This window comes from Asticcacaulis sp. AC466 (assembly GCF_000495815.1).
GTDB lineage: Bacteria > Pseudomonadota > Alphaproteobacteria > Caulobacterales > Caulobacteraceae > Asticcacaulis.
In genome coordinates, this window is record NZ_AWGE01000005.1 from 209,134 (window position 1) to 227,152 (window position 18,019).

The 18,019-nt window shown below is 59.8% G+C and carries 16 protein-coding genes; 7 read left to right on the forward strand and 9 right to left on the reverse strand.

Annotated features, from left to right (window positions below; genetic code table 11):
• Positions 1-3 precede the first annotated feature (3 nt).
• Complete coding sequence (locus tag AEAC466_RS28150; RefSeq protein WP_023457112.1) at positions 4-606, forward strand: DNA-3-methyladenine glycosylase I; 603 nt, start codon at positions 4-6, stop codon at positions 604-606.
• Between the two features lie 46 nt (positions 607-652).
• Here the strand turns inward: AEAC466_RS28150 and AEAC466_RS28155 are convergent, their stop codons facing one another.
• The 3 genes from AEAC466_RS28155 to AEAC466_RS28165 form a co-directional block, all read right to left on the reverse strand.
• On the reverse strand, positions 653-868 hold the full coding sequence (locus tag AEAC466_RS28155) for a DUF4287 domain-containing protein (RefSeq protein WP_023457113.1): 216 nt from the start codon (positions 866-868) through the stop codon (positions 653-655).
• Positions 869-970: 102 nt separating this feature from the next.
• The gene (locus AEAC466_RS28160) at positions 971-2,104 is read right to left on the reverse strand and encodes an SLC13 family permease (RefSeq protein ID WP_023457114.1); all 1,134 of its coding nucleotides are present in this window, start codon (positions 2,102-2,104) and stop codon (positions 971-973) included.
• Between the two features lie 268 nt (positions 2,105-2,372).
• Entirely contained in the window at positions 2,373-2,648 is a 276-nt protein-coding gene (locus AEAC466_RS28165; protein ID WP_023457115.1) for an HU family DNA-binding protein, read from the reverse strand.
• Positions 2,649-2,905: 257 nt separating this feature from the next.
• Between AEAC466_RS28165 and AEAC466_RS28170 the strand changes: the two genes are divergently transcribed.
• From AEAC466_RS28170 to AEAC466_RS28185, 4 genes are all read left to right on the forward strand, one after another.
• Positions 2,906-3,520 (forward strand): RNA polymerase sigma factor, encoded by a 615-nt coding sequence (locus AEAC466_RS28170; RefSeq protein WP_023457116.1) that lies wholly within the window; start codon positions 2,906-2,908, stop codon positions 3,518-3,520.
• Positions 3,495-4,535: a FecR family protein gene (locus AEAC466_RS28175; RefSeq protein WP_162148925.1), complete on the forward strand. Its 1,041-nt coding sequence runs from the start codon at positions 3,495-3,497 to the stop codon at positions 4,533-4,535. Before AEAC466_RS28170 ends, AEAC466_RS28175 begins: the two co-directional genes overlap by 26 nt.
• A gap of 153 nt (positions 4,536-4,688) precedes the next feature.
• Complete coding sequence (locus AEAC466_RS28180; protein WP_235074170.1) at positions 4,689-7,658, forward strand: TonB-dependent receptor; 2,970 nt, start codon at positions 4,689-4,691, stop codon at positions 7,656-7,658.
• A 90-nt stretch (positions 7,659-7,748) separates the two neighbouring features.
• Positions 7,749-8,768 (forward strand): hypothetical protein, encoded by a 1,020-nt coding sequence (locus AEAC466_RS28185; RefSeq protein ID WP_023457119.1) that lies wholly within the window; start codon positions 7,749-7,751, stop codon positions 8,766-8,768.
• A 6-nt stretch (positions 8,769-8,774) separates the two neighbouring features.
• Here the strand turns inward: AEAC466_RS28185 and AEAC466_RS28190 are convergent, their stop codons facing one another.
• The 6 genes from AEAC466_RS28190 to AEAC466_RS28215 all read right to left on the reverse strand — a co-directional run bounded on the left by AEAC466_RS28190 (position 8,775) and on the right by AEAC466_RS28215 (position 14,103).
• Positions 8,775-10,187 carry an efflux transporter outer membrane subunit gene (locus AEAC466_RS28190; protein WP_023457120.1) on the reverse strand — a complete coding sequence of 471 codons (1,413 nt, stop codon included), beginning with the start codon at positions 10,185-10,187 and terminating at the stop codon, positions 8,775-8,777.
• The gene (locus AEAC466_RS28195) at positions 10,187-11,065 is read right to left on the reverse strand and encodes an efflux RND transporter periplasmic adaptor subunit (RefSeq protein ID WP_023457121.1); all 879 of its coding nucleotides are present in this window, start codon (positions 11,063-11,065) and stop codon (positions 10,187-10,189) included. The genes AEAC466_RS28190 and AEAC466_RS28195 overlap by 1 nt, the downstream gene beginning before the upstream one ends.
• A gap of 12 nt (positions 11,066-11,077) precedes the next feature.
• The gene (locus tag AEAC466_RS28200; RefSeq protein ID WP_023457122.1) at positions 11,078-11,281 is read right to left on the reverse strand and encodes a DUF1656 domain-containing protein; all 204 of its coding nucleotides are present in this window, start codon (positions 11,279-11,281) and stop codon (positions 11,078-11,080) included.
• On the reverse strand, positions 11,278-13,260 hold the full coding sequence (locus AEAC466_RS28205; RefSeq protein ID WP_023457123.1) for an FUSC family protein: 1,983 nt from the start codon (positions 13,258-13,260) through the stop codon (positions 11,278-11,280). The genes AEAC466_RS28200 and AEAC466_RS28205 overlap by 4 nt, the downstream gene beginning before the upstream one ends.
• A gap of 4 nt (positions 13,261-13,264) precedes the next feature.
• On the reverse strand, positions 13,265-13,711 hold the full coding sequence (locus AEAC466_RS28210) for a MarR family winged helix-turn-helix transcriptional regulator (RefSeq protein WP_023457124.1): 447 nt from the start codon (positions 13,709-13,711) through the stop codon (positions 13,265-13,267).
• A 152-nt stretch (positions 13,712-13,863) separates the two neighbouring features.
• Complete coding sequence (locus tag AEAC466_RS28215) at positions 13,864-14,103, reverse strand: hypothetical protein (protein WP_023457125.1); 240 nt, start codon at positions 14,101-14,103, stop codon at positions 13,864-13,866.
• Positions 14,104-14,210: 107 nt separating this feature from the next.
• On the opposite strand from AEAC466_RS28215, the gene AEAC466_RS28220 reads away from it, so the two are divergent.
• Both AEAC466_RS28220 and AEAC466_RS28225 read left to right on the forward strand, forming a co-directional pair.
• The gene (locus tag AEAC466_RS28220; RefSeq protein WP_031238316.1) at positions 14,211-16,460 is read left to right on the forward strand and encodes a TonB-dependent receptor domain-containing protein; all 2,250 of its coding nucleotides are present in this window, start codon (positions 14,211-14,213) and stop codon (positions 16,458-16,460) included.
• Between the two features lie 166 nt (positions 16,461-16,626).
• On the forward strand, positions 16,627-18,006 hold the full coding sequence (locus AEAC466_RS28225; protein ID WP_023457127.1) for a hypothetical protein: 1,380 nt from the start codon (positions 16,627-16,629) through the stop codon (positions 18,004-18,006).
• Positions 18,007-18,019 lie beyond the last annotated feature (13 nt).

Below are 18,019 nucleotides of genomic sequence, written 5' to 3' on the forward strand. Positions count from 1 at the left end.
GCCATGAATGCGACACTGCCTGGCCCTGACGGTCGCGCCCGTTGCCGCTGGTGCGCGGCGGCGCCAGAGTTTCTCGTCTATCACGACACCGAATGGGGGTTTCCGGTCGATGATGATCGTCGCCTATTTGAGAAGCTCTGTCTCGAAGGCTTTCAGTCGGGGCTGAGCTGGCGGACAATCCTGGCCAAGCGGGACAACTTTCGCGCGGCATTTCACGGGTTCGATTTTGATCGGATCGCCACGTTTACCGATACGGATGTCGAGCGGTTGCTGATGGACAAAGGCATTGTTCGTCATCGCGGCAAGATCTCTGCCGTCATCAACAATGCCAAGCGGGCGCAGGATTTGGTGAGACAGGAAGGATCGCTCTCCACCTATGTGTGGCGCTTTGAACCGAAGGCGCACGAACGGACCGAACCGCAAACCGCGTCCATATTGGCCGTGTCTATTGCCCTGTCGAAAGACTTGAAAAAGCGAGGCTGGTCGTTTGTCGGCCCGACGACGGTTTACGCCTTCATGCAGGCGACGGGGCTTATCAATGATCATGCCGACGGGTGCATAATTCGAGAGTCGGCGGCTAAAGCCAGAGCGGCGTTCAAGCGGTAGCAAATCACTCTTTCGTGCGATCTTTAATCGAGGTCTGAAATCTCTATCAACCTTGTCCCATGCTGGCGCGATGATAGGCCACCAGCGCATTGGCGTGGCCGTGACCCATGGCATGCGCCTCTTTCAGGAAGGTGACCATTTCGCCATGCTTCATATCTTTCAGGCCGGCCAGAACCTCGAGCCATTCACTGATCGGCTTGCCGTATTTTTGCTCAATGGAAGGAAAATAGGATGCAGGCCCTTTGACCTTTTCCGTCGACATTGCGTCTCTCCGCTTGACGTTTATAGACACGGCCACCTTAAGCGTAACCTATCTTATGCATCCAACAATTTTTTTCTAGGCGGCTGCGTCGAAGCCCTCCGTTTATGCGAACAGGATCAGATATCCGACGCCCGCGCCCGCGGCTAAAAAGGGCAGGCTGTAGAGGTGAAACACCACGTATGCCTTACGATCATTCGCCATCCTGAGCGCGATCAGGTTCGCCAGCGACCCGATTAATATACCGAAGCCTCCGATATTGACTCCGTAGGCAAGCGCGCGCCAGTCCTTGGCGTAGCCCATAAGCGCAATCGTTGCCGGCACATTGCTGATAACCTGCGAAGCGCCTATCCCGGCCCAATACAGGTGCGTTGCGACCTCCAGGTGCCAGGCCTGCAAAATGCTCTCCACCGCAGGAAGCTTTGACACCAGGCCGAGATCGACGAACATCAACAGGAAGGTTACCAGCAGGCCCCAATCCAACCGGATGAGGACGGATCGTCGAAACCATAGGAACAGAGCGGCCATTATCGCCAAAGCCCACATGGCTTCGCCGAAATTGGTGGCCACCAGGAAGGGCAGAAACAGGGCCAGCGCCAGACCGCACAATGGGCGGTCAATGCCTGCCGAAGGTGCGTCCGGTGACGTTTTGATTGTGATCGCTTGGCCTGAGTACGTCAACGCCGTCAGACCCAGCAAAACGATGCTCAGGACTAGAACGAGCGGCAGCATATGTATCATGAAGTCCGCAAAGGAGACTTTGGAGATTTGCCACAGGTAGAGGTTCTGCGGATTGCCGATCGGGGTTAGCGCTGAGCCCGCATTGACGGCAAGGGCTTCGAACACAATAAGGCGCGTCGCGGGCATTCCGGTCGACCGTGCCAACGCCAGGGTTACAGGAACAACGACGAAAAGGGCCACGTCATTCGTCAGCACCATCGACAGAAGAGCTGCCATGAGGACAAGGGCCAGAGCCAGCCGTCGCTGATCAGGCATCCGCGTGGCGACGATTTCGGCAAGCCAATGCAGCGCGCCCGACATATCCAATGCCTTGGTGAGCATAAGCAGGCCGCAAAGGGCCGCCATTGTTGGCCAGTCGATGAGGGATGGAATCTGCGGCAAACCTGAGGGGAGCACGCACCGCAAAACGCCAAGGACAACCAGCAAGGCCAGAAGCAATTTGTCGCGCACCAACGCACGCAAGACGCCTTGCAGCCAGCCATATACACGTGTCGCCATGCCAAATCTTCCCGTTCATATACCGATTGGAGGGGGTCTTACCGCTTTTGCGCGGCGAAGGGTATGGAAAACGATGCGCCAACGGCGCCGCAGGACATACGGCTTTATTGGTCGCCCGGTGCGGCTTACTGCGTGCTGGCCCCTACGCCGGAAAGCCGGCCTTCGACGTGTGCGCCGGCGTACAAAAAAGCAGCCGGCGCAACGGGCGCCGACTGCTTTGAATGCCTGGAGGCAGCATCCTCATGGGATGCGCGAACCGTCGCGTCGATTAGCCGTTAAGCTTGTCTTTCAACGCCTTGGCAGCCTGGAAGCTCACCTTCTTGGAGGCGGCGACCTGAATGGTGGCGCCGGTCGCCGGGTTACGGGCTTCGCGCGCCGGCACGTCCTTTGTCTTGAATTTGCCGAAGCCGGGGAAGTTGACTTCTTCGCCTGCGACGGCGGCGTCGGTGATGGCCTTCAAAACGTCGTCAACGATGGTTTTCGCGTTTGCCTTGGTGAGGCTGTGCGCGGCGGCGAGCTTTTCAACGAGATCGGTAGTGTTCATGAAAATATCCTATGGTTCAGCACGCCGGGCGGCGCGATCCGCATGAACTTACGTGAGTCGGCTTAAATGGTCCAATCTCGATAATCTGACGCCTAAGGCAGCTGCCAAGAGTAAGGTATGCGAACTGACACACGTCGCCCAACGCCTCAGTCCAGGATCGGGTTATATCAAATTTTTATGACAGGTGGGGGTGTCACGCGCACGTCGCATCTAACCTTTAGATGCCCAATTTTGAAGTCATTGCGAAGTGTAATCCCATGCAGCCGCTCAGCGACGGACGCGCCCTGTGGCTGGCACGCCATGTGGTGCCGCATGAGCCGGCCCTGCGGTCGTGGCTGAGGGGTAAATCCCTGGGCGTCGACATCGACGATATTGTACAGGAAACCTATGCGATCCTTGCGGCAAAGGACAGTGTGGACGCCGTACGAAACCCCAAGACCTATAGTTTCCAGGTGGCCTATTCGGTCGTTCTTCAGCAATTACGCCAGTCGCGGGTTGTTCCCATAACGGCCGTCGCCGATGTCGGCATGCTGGAAGCCGCGCATGACGATCCGTCACCTGAAGATACGGTGCTGGCGCGTGATGAATTGGCGATGATCCGCACCGCCATAGACGCCTTGCCGCGCCAGACCCGCCAGGCCTTTATCCTGCGTCGCGTCGAGGGCTTGTCGCAGCAGGACATTGCCCGCCGGATGAAGCTGTCCGAACACACGGTCGAAAAACATATCTCGCGGGGCATCAAGCTCTTGCTCGCGCAGTTTGGGCGCGGCGGACCGCCGCAAAGCCTGGCCCGAAAGACAGTGTCAATCAGCCGCACCACCAGCCAGGACAAGGAAACGGATGCGCGTGACGCCACCACACCCCATCGCTAACGCCATTGATGACCAGGCGGCCGAGTGGGTGGCGCGGCTGGACGCCAATCCGGACGATACGGACGCATTCCAGGCCTGGCTGGCCAGCGATCCGCGCTGTTTTGGCGCCTATGCCCGTGCGCGCGCCATCTATCTCAGCCCGCAGGTCGGCGACGCCTTGCAGGCGCAGCGTCTGCCACAAGCAGGCGAACTGACCCGGCGAAGTGCCATGGCCGCCATTGCCGCAAGTGTGATCGGGGGGCTGTTCTTTTTGTGGCCGCGCGCTAAACCCGCGCCGGTACGACTATACGACTCCGTTCTTGGTGAGGTCCGGGTCATCCCCCTTGAAGACGGGTCACGCATCACGCTCAATACCGACACCGCCTTGACGGTCGAATACAGCAAGACAGCCCGGCGCATTCACCTGATGCGGGGTGAGGCCTATTTCGAAGTCGCCAAGGCGCCGGATCGGCCTTTCGTCGTCACGGGGCCAATGGCGCAGGTGCGAACCGTCGGCACGGCCTATACCGTTCGTTTGGTCGATCCCGCCGAAATGAAGGTTCGCGTCACGTCAGGGCGGGTCGCGCTCGAAAGCCCGCCGTCCCGGCTGGCGCAGTCACTCATGGCCTTGACCGATGCCTGGGGCGGTTTTGGCGCGTCCGAATCCAGGGCCAGCGAGAAAAGCGGCGTGTTTGTCGATCCCGACCAGGAGGCGATCATCCGGCTGGCGGATGCCAAAGGCGATGGCGGCCAGGTACTAATCAATATCAGCACCCTGCCGTCGGAGGCCATTCAACAGGCCCTGCTGTGGCGGGAAGGTCAATTGTCATTCGCAGGCGACCGTCTGGCAGATGCGGTTGCCGAATTCGCCCGGTATTCACCCCGGCGGATTGTCATTCGAGACAAGGCGTTGGAACGCGAACGCATTTCTGGACTGTTTGCGGTCAAGGATGTCGAAGGTTTTGCCCGCGCTGCCGCGGTCAGTCTCGGCGCTAATATAAAAACAAATGGTGACGAACTTATTCTGTATAGATGAGTAATTTTGAAAAATTGACGCTGCAAATTCAGTTTATATGAAATTTTTTTGACATATGGGGGAGCACGCATCCCATTCTTCTCTAACACATGCAGGCGGCGATATTCGTAGCGCGGCCGAAAGACTTTCGCTTAGAGATCATATGGGGATATTATGATGACAACCAAGCTGTTACGACGTCTACTCATGTGCGGTGTTGCCGTCGCGGGCCTTGGCCTCGCTGCGCCCGCTTTCGCGCAAAACCGGACCTTCGATCTGCCCGCCCAATCGGCGGTGAAGTCCATTCCGCAATTTGCTCAGCAGGCCGGCATCCAGATCATGGCTCCGGCGGACGCGCTGGCGGGTATCCGCACGCCGGCCTTGAAAGGCAGTCTGGAACGCCAGCAGGCACTAAAACAACTCCTGAAGGGAACCCGCCTGGTCGTGGCGTCCGATGACGGCCATACCGTCGTCCTGAAGGTCGGTGACGTCGCCCCGGCGCCTGCCAAGGTGGCGCCCGCGTCCGTACCGGCAGCCGACCCGGTTGATGACGTGGCGACGGAAGTCGTGGTCACCGGGTTCCGATCCTCTCTGGGGCGCGCTCAAGACATCAAGCGCCGTGCCGTTGGTACGCAAGACAGCATCGTTGCCGACGATATCGCGGCCTTTCCCGACCTGAACCTGGCGGAGTCGCTGCAACGCGTGGCTGGCGTGGCCATTACCCGCGATGCCGGCGAAGGCCGCCAGATTTCCTTGCGCGGTCTCGGGCCTGACTTTACCCGCACCCAACTGAACGGCATGGAAGTGCTGGGCAATACGTCTTCCGGCTTTGACAATCGCGGCTCCGTCAGCCGGACCCGTAGCTTCGACTATAGCCTATTCGCCTCTGAACTGTTCAATCGCGTGACTGTTGAGAAGTCCTATGCCGCAGAACAGGACGAGGGCGGCATCGGTGGCACCATCGGCCTGCGCACCGCACGTCCCTTCGATTACAAGGGCTTCAAGGCCGTTGTCAGCGCCAAGGCGCAATCCAATTCGAATACCGACACCGTCACCCCGCGTATCGTCGGGCTGATTTCCAACCGCTGGTCTACCTCGGCGGGGGAGCTCGGCGCGCTGTTGTCGGTCGCCAGCTCTGAAAACGACGTCAACGAATACGGCTATCGCAACTGGAACTGGACCAAGATCAACGTCAACGCCGCCAATATCGGTCCAGGGGTTTCTGCGGCGGATGCCCTGCGCCTGTCCACGGCCACCGGCATGGACCGCATTTCCGCACCGCAAGCCGCTACCTATTCAACCTGGTACGACCACCGTAAGCGCCTGGGCATCACCGGCGCCTTGCAATATCGCCCCAACGACCGCGTCGAAATGAGCCTTGACCTCCTGTATGGCAAGCTCAGCAACGATCGTAACGAATATTCGATGACCAATGCCGGCGTCAACGCCTTGACCGGCGATGTCAAGGGTACGCAGAAGCTACAGGAAGCCGTGATTCAGGGTGACACCCTGGTCTACGCGAAATGGACCGGCGTCGATACGCGGTCGGAAGCCAAGCATTCTTACGATGAAACCGCCTTCACCCAAGCGGTCTATACGGCCAGTTATCAGGTGACGGATGCGCTGAGCTTCAAGGGCTTGCTGGGCTATTCCAAGTCCGAGTTCGTCGAGCCGATCTTTGACAAGGTCTTCCTGCAATCGGTCAATCGCGGTGTGTCCTACGATTTCCGCAGCGGCAATCCGGGCAAGAATACCTATGACTTCGACATCACCAACGCCGCCAATTGGGGTTTGATGCGCGCCGACGCCCGTGAAGACTACATCATGAGCGAGTATAAGACCGCCAAGATCGACGGCCGCTATGATTTCAGTCCTGCCCATACTGTGAAATTCGGCATTGAATACAAAGACTTCGGAAATGAAGGCTGGCAGCGTTACCAACGCGTCGATTGGTACAACAAGCCGGTTGTGCCGAATGCGGTCACAAAGGTATTCGATTACAAAACCCTGGCGCCTTACGTGGTTGCCGATGTGGACGCCACCTTCGCCGTCACCGGTCAATTGCGCGATCTCACCGGTGCCAATGATCAGGCCGGCACCAACTTCCAGCTCAGCGAAAAGACGACGTCTGCCTATGCTCAGTATGATCTCGACACCACCGTGTCAGGCATGGCGCTGCGCGCCAATGCCGGTGTCCGTTACTATTCGACCGACCTGACATCGGCCGGCACGCTGGCGACCAATAATGGTCTGGTGCCCGCCGTCATCAAAAGCCATTATGACGGCATCTTGCCGGCGCTGAATATAGCGCTCAGCCTCACGCCCGACATGATCGTGCGTCTGGGGGCCAATCGCAACATCAGCCGTCCGTCCCTGGGCGACCTGAAGGCCGCCGGTTCGGTCAGCTTCACCCCGTTCGGTGGCTCGGTCAGCGCAGGCAATCCCAACCTGCACCCCTTCCTGGCGGATTCGATCGAAGCCTCGTGGGAATATTACATGGGCCGCAAGGGCTATGTCTCGCTGGGCGTCTTCCACAAGAAGATGGATTCCTTCATCACGTCGGAAACCGCGTCGGTGCCTTATGGTTCTACCGGTTATCCGCTGTCGTTGGTCGGTCCGGGCCAGGATGCCAACACCATCTATAGCTTCTCGCGGCCGGTAAACGGTGCGGGCGCGACCATCCAGGGCGCGGAACTGGCCATCCAGCGCGATTTCGACTTCCTGCCTGCACCATTCGACAAGCTGGGCTTCACCGGCAATGTCACCTATGCCACGGGCGAGACCGATGCGAAGGTCGACGGTGTGACCTATACCTTCGACTTGTCCAACCTGTCGAAATGGTCGTCGAACGCCACGATCTATTATGAAACGGCGACATGGGGGGCGCGTATTTCCAGCGCGTACCGCAGTGGCTACCTCGACGGTATCGGCGGTAACGGCAATATCGGTTCCGGCTTCCAGGCCACCAACAATGTCGATTTTGCCGCCCATTACAACGTCACCCCGGCGCTGAAGATCGTTGTCGAAGGCCTGAACCTCACCAACGAGCCGATCGACCAGTATACCGATCGGTATTCGCAGCGTTCGACATCTTACACCAAAAGCGGCCGCACCTTCACCGTGGGGGCGACCTACGAGTTCTAGAGCGTCGGCAGCAGGCGATAGCGTTGCCTGTGCCCAACTGGCCGCCGCGGGGAGACCCTGCGGCGGCATTTTTTCAAAAAGGATGATCCGATGTCTATGCGCAAAACCCTGACGGCTGCCGGACTCGCGGTTCTGGCATTGATCGGCACGCCTGCCTCTGTCTTCGCCTGGGGCGATAGCGGTCACCGGATAGTCGGTGAGGCGGCGATGCGTGCCTTGCCGGCTAACCTGCCGGCCTTTTTGCGCTCGCCGGCGGCTATTTTGGATGTCGGTGAATATTCGCGTGAACCAGATCTGTGGCGCGGGTCTGGCGTCGTCCATGACGCCGAACGCGATCCAGCCCATTTCATCACGCTGACGGATGACGGTCTGACCCTGGCGGGCGTTACGCTTGAAAATTTACCGGCGACGCGGTCGGACTATGAAGGGGCCCTGCGCGCCCGTGGCATTGTTCCGGCCAAGGCGGGCTACTTGCCCTATAGTACGCTTGACGCCTGGCAGCAGATCGCCAAAGACATGGCCTATTGGCGCGTTATCTCCTTGGCGGAAAGCCGAGAAACCGATGCGGCCCGACGGGCCTGGCTGACGGCCATGCGTCTGCGCCGGGAAAACCTGATGCTGCGCGATATCGGCCTCCTGTCGCATTATGTCGGGGATGCCGCTCAGCCCATGCATCTGTCGCTTCACAGCAATGGGTGGGGCGACTACCCCAACCCGGCAGGCTTCACGACCGCGCCTATCCATTGGCCGATCGAAGGCGTCTATACCCGCGATCATGTTACGGCACAGGCCGTTCAGTCGCAGATGTCGGCCTACGCTCCGTGCGACGCCGCCCAAACAATCTGTCTCGCCCGACGCCTGATGCGTAATTTCGCGCAGTTGCAGCCACTGTATCGGCTCGAAAAGGCGGGCGGGTTCAAAGGCGCGGACCCGCGCGGTCCGGCCTATCTGACCGGCCTGCTAGCGCGCGGCGCGTCCGATCTGCGCGACAATCTGGTCGATGCGTGGACTCAATCGCTGGGCGTCGGCGTCGGTCACGAGCAGGTTCCCTGCGCCGACCTCTTAAGTGGCCATAACGATCTCTATGCCCTGCTTTACGGGGACAGCTGAGCGTCTCTAGCGTTGCCAGCCGCCGCCCAGCGCCAGAAAGAGCTGGACCTGATCGGCGGCCAGCCGGGCGTCGGCGCCGGCCAAGGTCTGGTCGGCCTGAACTACCGCCCGGCGCGCGTCGAGGACGGGTACGACACTAACGCGCCCGGCGTTTTGCAGGCGTTGCGTTTCATTCAGGTTTTCCACGGCGTGGTCATGTGCTGCCTGTAGTTCGGCGCGCTGATCAAGGTCGCGGGCATAGGTATTGAGCGCGGTTTCGGTTTCGCGTAGGGCCGCCAGCACCGCGCCGTCAAAGCGGGCGGATGCCTCCTCGATATGGGTATCGGCCGTGGCAACGGCGGCCTTGGCCCGTTTACGATTGGGGAATTCCCAGCTGATCAACGGGCCCAGGCCGTATTTCATCGTGTCGTAGCGCAGGAAATCGCTAGCCAGACCGACCGATCCGACCGAGGCACCCAACGCGACATGCGGATAAAGCGCCGCATTGGCGATACCGGCGCGCGAGGTCGCCGCTTTCAGCTCGGCTTCCCGGGCGCGGACGTCGGGGCGGCGCTGAAGCAAGGCGGCGCCATCGCCGACGGGTATGGGTTGGGAAAGATGGGGCAGGGTGTTGCAATTACCGATATCGGCTGGCAACTCTGCCGGGGTCCGGCCCGTCAGGGCGGCCAAGCGGTAGAGGGCCGCCTGATGCGCTGCCATTAGGACGGGCAGGGCGGCACGCACCTGCGCCTCCTGGCCGCTGGATCGGGTGACATCGCTGGCGCCGCCCCGGCCGGCCGCCACCAGACGACGGGCCAGTGCACTGCTATCCTGTTGCAGGGCCAGGGCTTGATGGGCGATGTCGATCTGGTGGCCGGTAGCGCAGGCGTCCAGCCAGGCGCGCGTCGTGTCGGCGACGATGCTGATGCGCACGGCGTCATAGGCGGCCTGGGCAGCAAAGACGTGGGACCGCGCGGCGTCCATCGCCGATTTGACCTGTCCGGCCAGATCGACCTGATAGGACACACCGGCAGATGCCGTATAGAGAAAATCGCTTGGCAAATGTTCGCCCAGCAGCAGATATTCCTGCGCCGCGGGTTGACCGTATTCAAGGCCGGCCGACAGTTCCGTCTTCACCCCAGCGTCATCCTTGGCGACATCGAGGCCGATACGCGCACGCTCGATATGCGTCCCGGCGGCGCGCAGATCGGTATTGGCCTTGAGCGCATCCTGGATAAGGCCGTTCAGGCGGGCATCATCATACAGCTTCCACCACTCCCCCGGAACGGCATGGGCGGCGAAGGCCGGATTTTCGCCGTTGACGAAGGCGGCGCTGGCGGACGGCCGGTTGATGGCGGCGTCATCCGCGCGCCTATACACCGGCGCACTGGCACAACCGGCGAGCGTCAGGCTCAACAGGCTGAGGGCAAGGCGGCGCATCAGTGGCCTCCCTTGCGCAGAACCTCTACCGTGGCCGTGCGACCGGCAACGAGGGTGACGGAGGGAGGCAAGGTGTCTATATGCACGCGGACCGGGATGCGCTGGGCCAGCCGTACCCAGGAAAAGGTCGGATTGACATTGGCCAGCAGGGTTTGCCCCGCGCCGCCGTCCCGTTCATCGATCCCGCCCGCAATGCTGTCGACATGGCCCCGGATCACGGCGTGATCGCCCATCAGCCGGACGCACACTGGATCGCCAAGCGCGATATGTTTCAGCTTGGTTTCTTCGAAGTAACCAACGACATAGAGGGATCGGCTGTCGATAATCGCGAATTCGGGATGTCCCGCCGTAACATAGTTGCCGGCACGCAGGGTCAGATTGGTGACGACGCCGTCTATGGGTGCGCGGACCTCCGTCCGGGCCAGGTTGAGCTGCGCCGTCTCAAGGCCGACACGCGATTGCGCCAGGACGGCCGTCAACTGGGCGACCTTGGCGTCACCCGCCTGAGTGACCTCCGTGGCAACTAGGTCGCCCAGTGCATGGTTGCGTGCGGCCTCGCGGCGGGCCTCCGCAATCGCCGGCATCTGGGCGGTCAGGGCGGCCTGGGCCTGATCGACAGCCAGCTGGTAGCGTGGACGGTCAATGGTGAACAGCAGGTCGCCCGTCTTGACCGGCTGGTTGTCGCGTACGGCGATAGCGGTTACCAGACCGGAGACATCCGGCGCGATACGCACGATATCGGCGCGGACACGGCCGTCGCGTGTCCAGGGTTCATCTTCAAAATGATGCCACAGGGCGCGCGCCGCGAAGCAGGCCGCGACAACCGCGATGACGGTCGGAACCAGGCGGATCAGCAGGGATTTATCGACGTTTGGCATAGCACACACACATCAGGTCAAGGTCAAAAGATAGGCAAAGCCGCCCCACAGAATGACAGTCAGGGCGATATCGAACAGGCCGCGGTGCCAGACCCAGCGGTAGACGCCAAGCACCTGTAGGCCCCATTCCAGCAGACGGGCCGCGATAAAGGCCATGATGGCTGCGGCAAGCAGAGGGTGAATATAGACACCGGCGATATGCAGTTCTTCGGTCATGCGGTCATCTCGGGCACGGGCGGTGTGGCATTGGGAAACAGATTGCGGCGCAGGCCGGTCAGCGCAACGAGGGCGGACAGGGGGCGCGGCTCGGTCAATGCGCGGTCGATCCGCAGACGCAGGTCGCTGTCCGGTTTCACGCCTTCGTCACGCTCAAGGGCGGCGAAATGACGGGAAACGTCGGCCAGAACCGCGTTGATAGGGCTATCTTCCGAGCCATGCATATCTTTGAGGACCAGCAGGTTCAATCCAATCCGCAGATCACGCAACGCGTCCGCTGCAGCCAGCCGGTCGTCGGCCGAGGCGCCGGAGAGACGGGGCGCCAGAAGCTGAATACGATCCAGCATCAAGCCGGTCCATTCCCCGGCACTTATCTGATAACGTGCGGCGGCGATGGCCGCCAGCTCACGCCAACCCGCCCGCAAAACGCGCCGGGCCACGGTGCGCGGCCCGACCACGCGCAACAGGCGTGTGGCAAATATCGCCGCGGCGACGCCGGTGACCTGAGCGAAGTTGGCGTTAAGAAAGGCCGCGAAATCGGCGGAGAAGGTATTGGTCAGCGCCAGACCCGTGGTGAAGCCCATGACCATCGGCATCATGCGCATGTACCATTTGGGCGAGGGCAACAAGGCGCCCATGATCAGCAAGGGCGGTGCCAGCACGACAGTCAGCATGACAAAGCCATGCACGGCGGGCAGCAGCGCGAACTGATAGAGGGCGATCAGCGGCAGGGAGGCGACCGTCCAGGTCAGGAAGCCGCGCTGGGCGGTCGTTGGGTCGTCCATGGTGGCGAAAAAACAGCACATGACGGCGGCGATCATCGGGGCAATGGCCCCTTCGGGCCAGCCGGTCTTGATCCATAACAGGCAGCAACCGATAATGGCGGCGAAGGTCGCCAAGGTCGACAACAGAGCCATGCCGTAATCAACGTGCAGCGGCCGGGCGATGCGCTGCCCCACAAGCGCCTGGGCTTCCGGGCTAAGCGCAACGGCGGGCTTGCTTAGCGCGTCGCTCAGTTCGCGAGACAGTCGCAACAGGTTGATCAGCTCGGTCAGCCGGGCGAGCAAATTATGGGTCAGCAGGTTCGACCAGCCTTGCGGCGGTGTTTGCTCGCTCAGCTGGTCGATCACGGCGCGCAATGCTGCTGGATCCTCGCGTCTGTCAGCGGCCACCCAGGCGCGCAGGCCATCCAGCAGGGCAGTCAGCGCCGGTGTCAGGCCCTCTACCTGCTTCAGGCTTTGGATGCGGTCCTCCAGCGCCGAAATCAGGGGCACCAGCAGCATGAGGCGATCCTGCATAGCGGCCAGGGCCGCTCGCGTCGGACGCTGGGCGTCCGTGTCGTAGGGCACATGGGTGGCCAGCATGTGCAATTCGGTTATATCGGCGGCGATGGTGCGCCGTTGTGGCGCGGTAATGGGCAGAACCTGACCTGACAGCGCGTTGATGATCCAGGCCTGGGCGTCGGCGGATATGGCCTCAAGCTTGGCCGTCAGCACGGTGGCGACACTGCGCGGAAAGAAGACGGTATGGACCAAGGACGCGCACAATACGCCGAGGCCTATTTCCTGTGTTCGCAACAGCGCCACCGAAAAAATCTGGTCCGGATGATCGACGCTGGGGAAGCCGATTAAGGCGGCGGTGTACCCGGCCAGCATGAAGAGATAGCTGCGTGGTGTGCGGTCGAGCAAGGACAGGAATTGGCAGGCGCAAACCCAGAGCGCCAGCGCGATCGATAATAGAACAGGTGCGTTGGATAATGACGGCACCAGCCAGACCGAAGCGGCCGCGCCGATAAGCGTACCGCCGAAACGATAGGCCGCCTTGGAACGAACCGTGCCGGTAATAGGCTGACTGACGATGTAGACGGTCGCCATGGCCCAGAACGGCCGTTCAAGACCGATGACCAGGGAGATATAGAGGGCCAGCATCGCCGCCACGAAGCTGTTGACGGAAAACACCCATTCTCGCAGGCGCATCATGGGCCTAACTCGCGCTTTCCATACTGTCCCGAAACCGGCCGAGCACGCGCACGGCGATATCCAGGTCTTGCGGACTGATGCCTTCGAGAAGGGCTGAGCGCACGCGCTCAGCGGCGGCTTCGGCACGCGCCGCCAGGTCGCGGCCTGTGAGCGTCAAGTGCAGGGTCTTCGCGCGCTTGTCCTCGGCGCAGGCGTGGCGTTCAACCAGGCCGGCGCGTTCAAGCTGATCGAGCAGCGGCACGAGGGAGGGCGGCTCAATGCCTAGCGCCTCGACAAGCGCGCCCTGGCGTACGCCGTCCCCTAGTCGTCCGAGCAGCATGACCGGCAGGCCCAGCGTATGCGACACGCCGAGGCTGAGAAAGGCCCGGTCGATCTGTTTGCGGTAGGCGCGCGTCAACGGCGGCAACAAGGCCGTAAGGGAGCGTTGATTGAGCGTATGCGGCGACAACATGGGGCAGGGTCCATTTAATTAGTTAGATAACTAAATAAATCGGACAGCGCTGTCAATGTGGGGTGACGTATTTATTTCTCGGCGAGCGTCAGGACTTCCGGCACGCGGGAACTGTAACTGGCCCAATAGATAGAAGCCGCAATAGATGGTGATCAACGCGACCTTTGGCGCGCGCAAGGTGCGTTCAGCGACGTCGCGGGCACGTCGGTGCCGCCGTCAAAAAAGCTATTGCCCAGCGAATTGGTCTCATGGAGGCCGCCTGTATCGGCGCTACTGTCGATATTTCCGTAAGGCGCCTTGATGCTCCAGCTATTGGGTTCGAACTGTGGGCCATTGCAGATGCTTGGGTTTATCGCCGAAGAAGTTTCCCATCCGGCTAAGTTGGATGCCATTGAAGTGGATTAAATAAATTTAACCTAAAAGTACTTTACACAATAAAGTATGGTGGCATATCTGTATCAGATGTATTGCGGTGCAATAATTTGACGGGGGTATTACCATGCGCACTACGAACAACCGGCTTATGACCGGCCTCTCCAGCCTAGTCCTGTTGGGCGCCGTCGCCGGCACCGCTCACGGGCAGACGGCTACGGCGCCAGCCGCTCAAGCGGAGACCAGTCAGCCCCCCGCACAACAAACTGACGCGAAGGACGGCCAAACAACAACGGTCACTGTCACCGGGCAAAAGCCGGTCAATCGCATCGACCGGCAAACTTACGACAATACGAAAAATATAGATGCCGCGACAGGCAATGCCGCAGATGCGCTGAACAAGGTGCCTTCTGTCAATGTTGATCCCCAGGGCAATGTCACCTTGCGCGGCAATTCGAACGTGCAAATCTATGTTGATGGCAAGCCGTCGACAATGATGAGCGCCGACAACCGCGCGGCCGCCCTTCAGGCCATGTCGTCCGGCGATATTTCGTCAGTGGAGGTCATGACCAACCCGGGCGCTCAGTACAGCTCGGAAGGCAGCGGTGGTATCATAAATCTTGTCATGAACAAGAACCGCAAACCGGGGGGCTATGGGTCGATTACCACGTCGGTTGGAACGGACGGTCGCTACAACACCAACCTGTCGGGCTCCTATCATAAGAACAAGCTGACGGTGAATGGCGGTTTAAGCTATCGTAACGACATCCGGGGCGGCAGCGTGGGCACGCGTCTGCAACGTCTCGACAGCAATGGGAACGTCACAAGCACCACAGATACGGACGGCACCGGCATTGGCACGGTTCGCAACCTATCCAGCAATTTTTCGGTCGATTATAATGCGACCGCTACCGATACCGTGACGGCGAGTCTCGCTTATGCCAGCCGCCAGTTCAACATTCGCGGCGACTCTAACAACGCAGCTTACAATGCGGCCAACGCCCCGACGGCATTGTATGGCCGTCATACCTATGTTCAGCAGCCGAATGAAAACAGCTCTGGCGCGTTTACCTGGAGCCATACCGGCGATACGGCCGGCGAGACTCTGAAGGTCGATTATCGCATCAGCCGTTCTACCGGCACAGGCGTGACTGAAAATACGACGACCTATAGCTTTCCTGCGGCGCTGACGCTTACTGACATGCAGCATAAAAGCACCGATCTGCATAACCAAGTCCTAAGCGTCGATTATAACCGTCAATTGGGCAGCGACCAGTTATCGACCGGCCTACAGATCACGCGTGACGACAGCCAAACCATAAACAACTCGATCGTCAATGGCGCCGTTAATCCGCAACTGACGTCTGATTTTGCTTACGTCCAGACCATCAGCGCGGCCTATGCGACGCTTCAGCACCAGATTGGTGAAAAGTGGACCGTTCTGGGAGGCTTGCGAGCCGAATACCTCAACCTCAGCACGGACTTGATCAGTTCAGGCACCGTTGGTCAGGTTGACTACACCAAGCTGTCGCCCAGCTTCTTTGCAACCTACGCCATAGATGCAAAATCCAAACTGCGTTTCAGCTATTCACATAGATTGCAGCGTCCCCAGCCGAGCGACCTCAACCCCTTCGTGACATATCAGGACGCCCAGAACGTCATTGCCGGTAATCCGAACCTGAAGCCGCAGGAGACCGACAAGATGGATCTGGGATATGAGGTCACAGCCGGGTACATCAGCTATGTCCTGCGTGGGTATTACCAACAAGATGCCCACACCATTACAAGCTACAGCACCTTCTTACCTGTCAGCACGCCGGGTGGTCAGGCCGTTATTCTGACGACCAAACGTAATTTCGGCAGCGGCAAGGCGGGGGGGCTGGAGTTCAATTATCAGGGGCCGCTGAGTAAAAAGCTGATCCTGAGTGCCAATGGTAATCTGGCCTATAAGGAGCTGGACACCTCGACCCTTGGCGGCACGCAGTCGGCAACCACTCTTAGCGGCCGCGTCATGTTGATGTACAAGGCGACGCCGAAGGATGGGATGCAGTTCACCTATTTCACGTCGGGTAAGCAACTGACGGGGCAAGGCTATGTAACGCCTTTCTCGATGGGTAATTTCTCTTGGAAGCATAATTTCACACCAAAGCTTGCCTCAGTATTTGTGCTGAACGATCCGTTCCGTTCCAGCAAAGTCAAAATGGTAACCGACACGGACTTGGTTCATTCGGTGTCGACACGCGGGCAGCAAGGTCAGGTCATCTATCTGGGCCTGACATATAATTTCGGTGGCGCGTCCAGTGCCCAACAAGGGCAGTCGCGAATGACGGGGCAGGGTGGCCCTGGTGGACCAGGCGGGCGACCCAGCGGCTACTAGGGGCGAAAAATGCCTTCGGTAGGCAAAAAAGCCACTGTGGCAAAAATACGTACCGACGTTATCCCTACTACGTGCCGGATGGATTTGGCGTTGCGCTTTGGTTAATATTTGTTAACTCTAAGCCGTCGAACGCCAAACCGGCGGTTCGCTTCTACGGGGGTAGGTCTTGGGCTCGCTGTTACCTGACTCAGTCGATGTGGCGGCGGGGATTGTCTTCGTCTATCTACTGATGAGCCTGCTCACCACGGTTGTGCGCGAAGCCATCGAAGGCTTTTGTAAAAGCCGCGCCACGAACCTGGAAAAGGGTTTGATCGAGCTTCTGTGTGATCATCCGCCGGAACACGCCGTCAAGACCGCAGCCGCCAGTACATCAACCAAGGGATCGGCGAAGGCCTCCGGCTACGACATGCTGAAGACATTTTACGATCACCCTCTAACTATGACCCTATACCGCGGCCGCTATCAGACGCCGGACAAGCGGAGCTTTATGAGCGCAGGGAATTTACCGTCCTATATCCCCAGCGGCCATTTCGCCTTCGTCGTGTTCGACATGCTGGCCGAGCGCGGTGGCCAGTCGGAGAATGGCAGCCTTGACACCAGTGCCATTCTTGCGGCGACCACAAACCTGCCCAATACCCGGCTGGCCAAGATGGTTTCCTTTGCCATCAACAACTCCGGGGGCGACCTCGACAAGGCGCGGCTGTTCATGGAAACTTGGTATAATGCCACCATGGACCGGGTGTCCGGCTGGTATCGCCGCGAAACCCAGACCATCATTTTCTGGTTGTCCCTGATTATCTGCGTCATCTTGAACGTCAATACCGTCGTCATCGCTCAAAGCCTTTATCTCAGCCCGTCCTTGCGCAAGGCTGTCGAAGCGTCGTCGCAGGAATATTACAGCCAGCACGTCAATGCCGATCCGTCGAACCTGATGCCGGCAAACGGCACCAATCCACTGGCGGCGTTGGACCTGCCGCTCGGTTGGAACGACACCACGCTGAACACGATGAATCACCTCTTCCAGTTTTGTGGTGAGAAAAATACCAAAAAATGCCCACCTGTCACACCTGTCGAAACGCCTATGCCGGATTGGGCTCACGCCCGCCCGGACCAATGGATGGCATATCTTGGTCAAAGCGTGAAAAATATTTCGGAACACGCAACCAGCCTCTACCAGGGTAACCCATCGCTTGGCGATCATACCCTGTTCAACATCTTGCCGCTCATCTCCCTGATCATGGGCTGGTTGATGACGGCATTCGCCGTCACGCTGGGTGCGCCCTTCTGGTTTGACGTTCTGTCGAAGCTGATGACTGTGCGCTCCACGCTCAAGCCCAAGGACGGTGGCGGCGGTGTCAGCGGCTTCGATGGGTTGGGTGCAATCGCTACGGCCTTCACCGCGCCTCAGGTGACGGAAAAGACACCACAATTGACCTATCAACCCAGTCTGGTGGCCTCTTCGGCCGCGGGCGCCACGCCTCATGATGATGCGGACATGGCCTTTCTGGCCGGTTTGGACCCGACCATGCGTCCGCGCGACAACTGACGACGGACGGGGG

Bases quoted from the DNA above. Each gene is read 5' to 3' on its own strand.
- AEAC466_RS28170 (WP_023457116.1), top strand. From the start codon at position 2,906: ATGCAGCCGCTCAGCGACGGACGCGCCCTGTGGCTGGCACGCCATGTG.
- AEAC466_RS28195 (WP_023457121.1), bottom strand. From the start codon at position 11,065: ATGCCAAACGTCGATAAATCCCTGCTGATCCGCCTGGTTCCGACCGTC.
- AEAC466_RS28215 (WP_023457125.1), bottom strand. From the start codon at position 14,103: ATGGCATCCAACTTAGCCGGATGGGAAACTTCTTCGGCGATAAACCCA.
- AEAC466_RS28205 (WP_023457123.1), bottom strand. From the start codon at position 13,260: ATGATGCGCCTGCGAGAATGGGTGTTTTCCGTCAACAGCTTCGTGGCG.
- AEAC466_RS28220 (WP_031238316.1), top strand. From the start codon at position 14,211: ATGCGCACTACGAACAACCGGCTTATGACCGGCCTCTCCAGCCTAGTC.
- AEAC466_RS28165 (WP_023457115.1), bottom strand. From the start codon at position 2,648: ATGAACACTACCGATCTCGTTGAAAAGCTCGCCGCCGCGCACAGCCTC.
- AEAC466_RS28200 (WP_023457122.1), bottom strand. From the start codon at position 11,281: ATGACCGAAGAACTGCATATCGCCGGTGTCTATATTCACCCTCTGCTT.
- AEAC466_RS28160 (WP_023457114.1), bottom strand. From the start codon at position 2,104: ATGGCGACACGTGTATATGGCTGGCTGCAAGGCGTCTTGCGTGCGTTG.
- AEAC466_RS28155 (WP_023457113.1), bottom strand. From the start codon at position 868: ATGTCGACGGAAAAGGTCAAAGGGCCTGCATCCTATTTTCCTTCCATT.
- AEAC466_RS28180 (WP_235074170.1), top strand. From the start codon at position 4,689: ATGATGACAACCAAGCTGTTACGACGTCTACTCATGTGCGGTGTTGCC.
- AEAC466_RS28210 (WP_023457124.1), bottom strand. From the start codon at position 13,711: ATGTTGTCGCCGCATACGCTCAATCAACGCTCCCTTACGGCCTTGTTG.
- AEAC466_RS28190 (WP_023457120.1), bottom strand. From the start codon at position 10,187: ATGCGCCGCCTTGCCCTCAGCCTGTTGAGCCTGACGCTCGCCGGTTGT.
- AEAC466_RS28185 (WP_023457119.1), top strand. From the start codon at position 7,749: ATGTCTATGCGCAAAACCCTGACGGCTGCCGGACTCGCGGTTCTGGCA.
- AEAC466_RS28150 (WP_023457112.1), top strand. From the start codon at position 4: ATGAATGCGACACTGCCTGGCCCTGACGGTCGCGCCCGTTGCCGCTGG.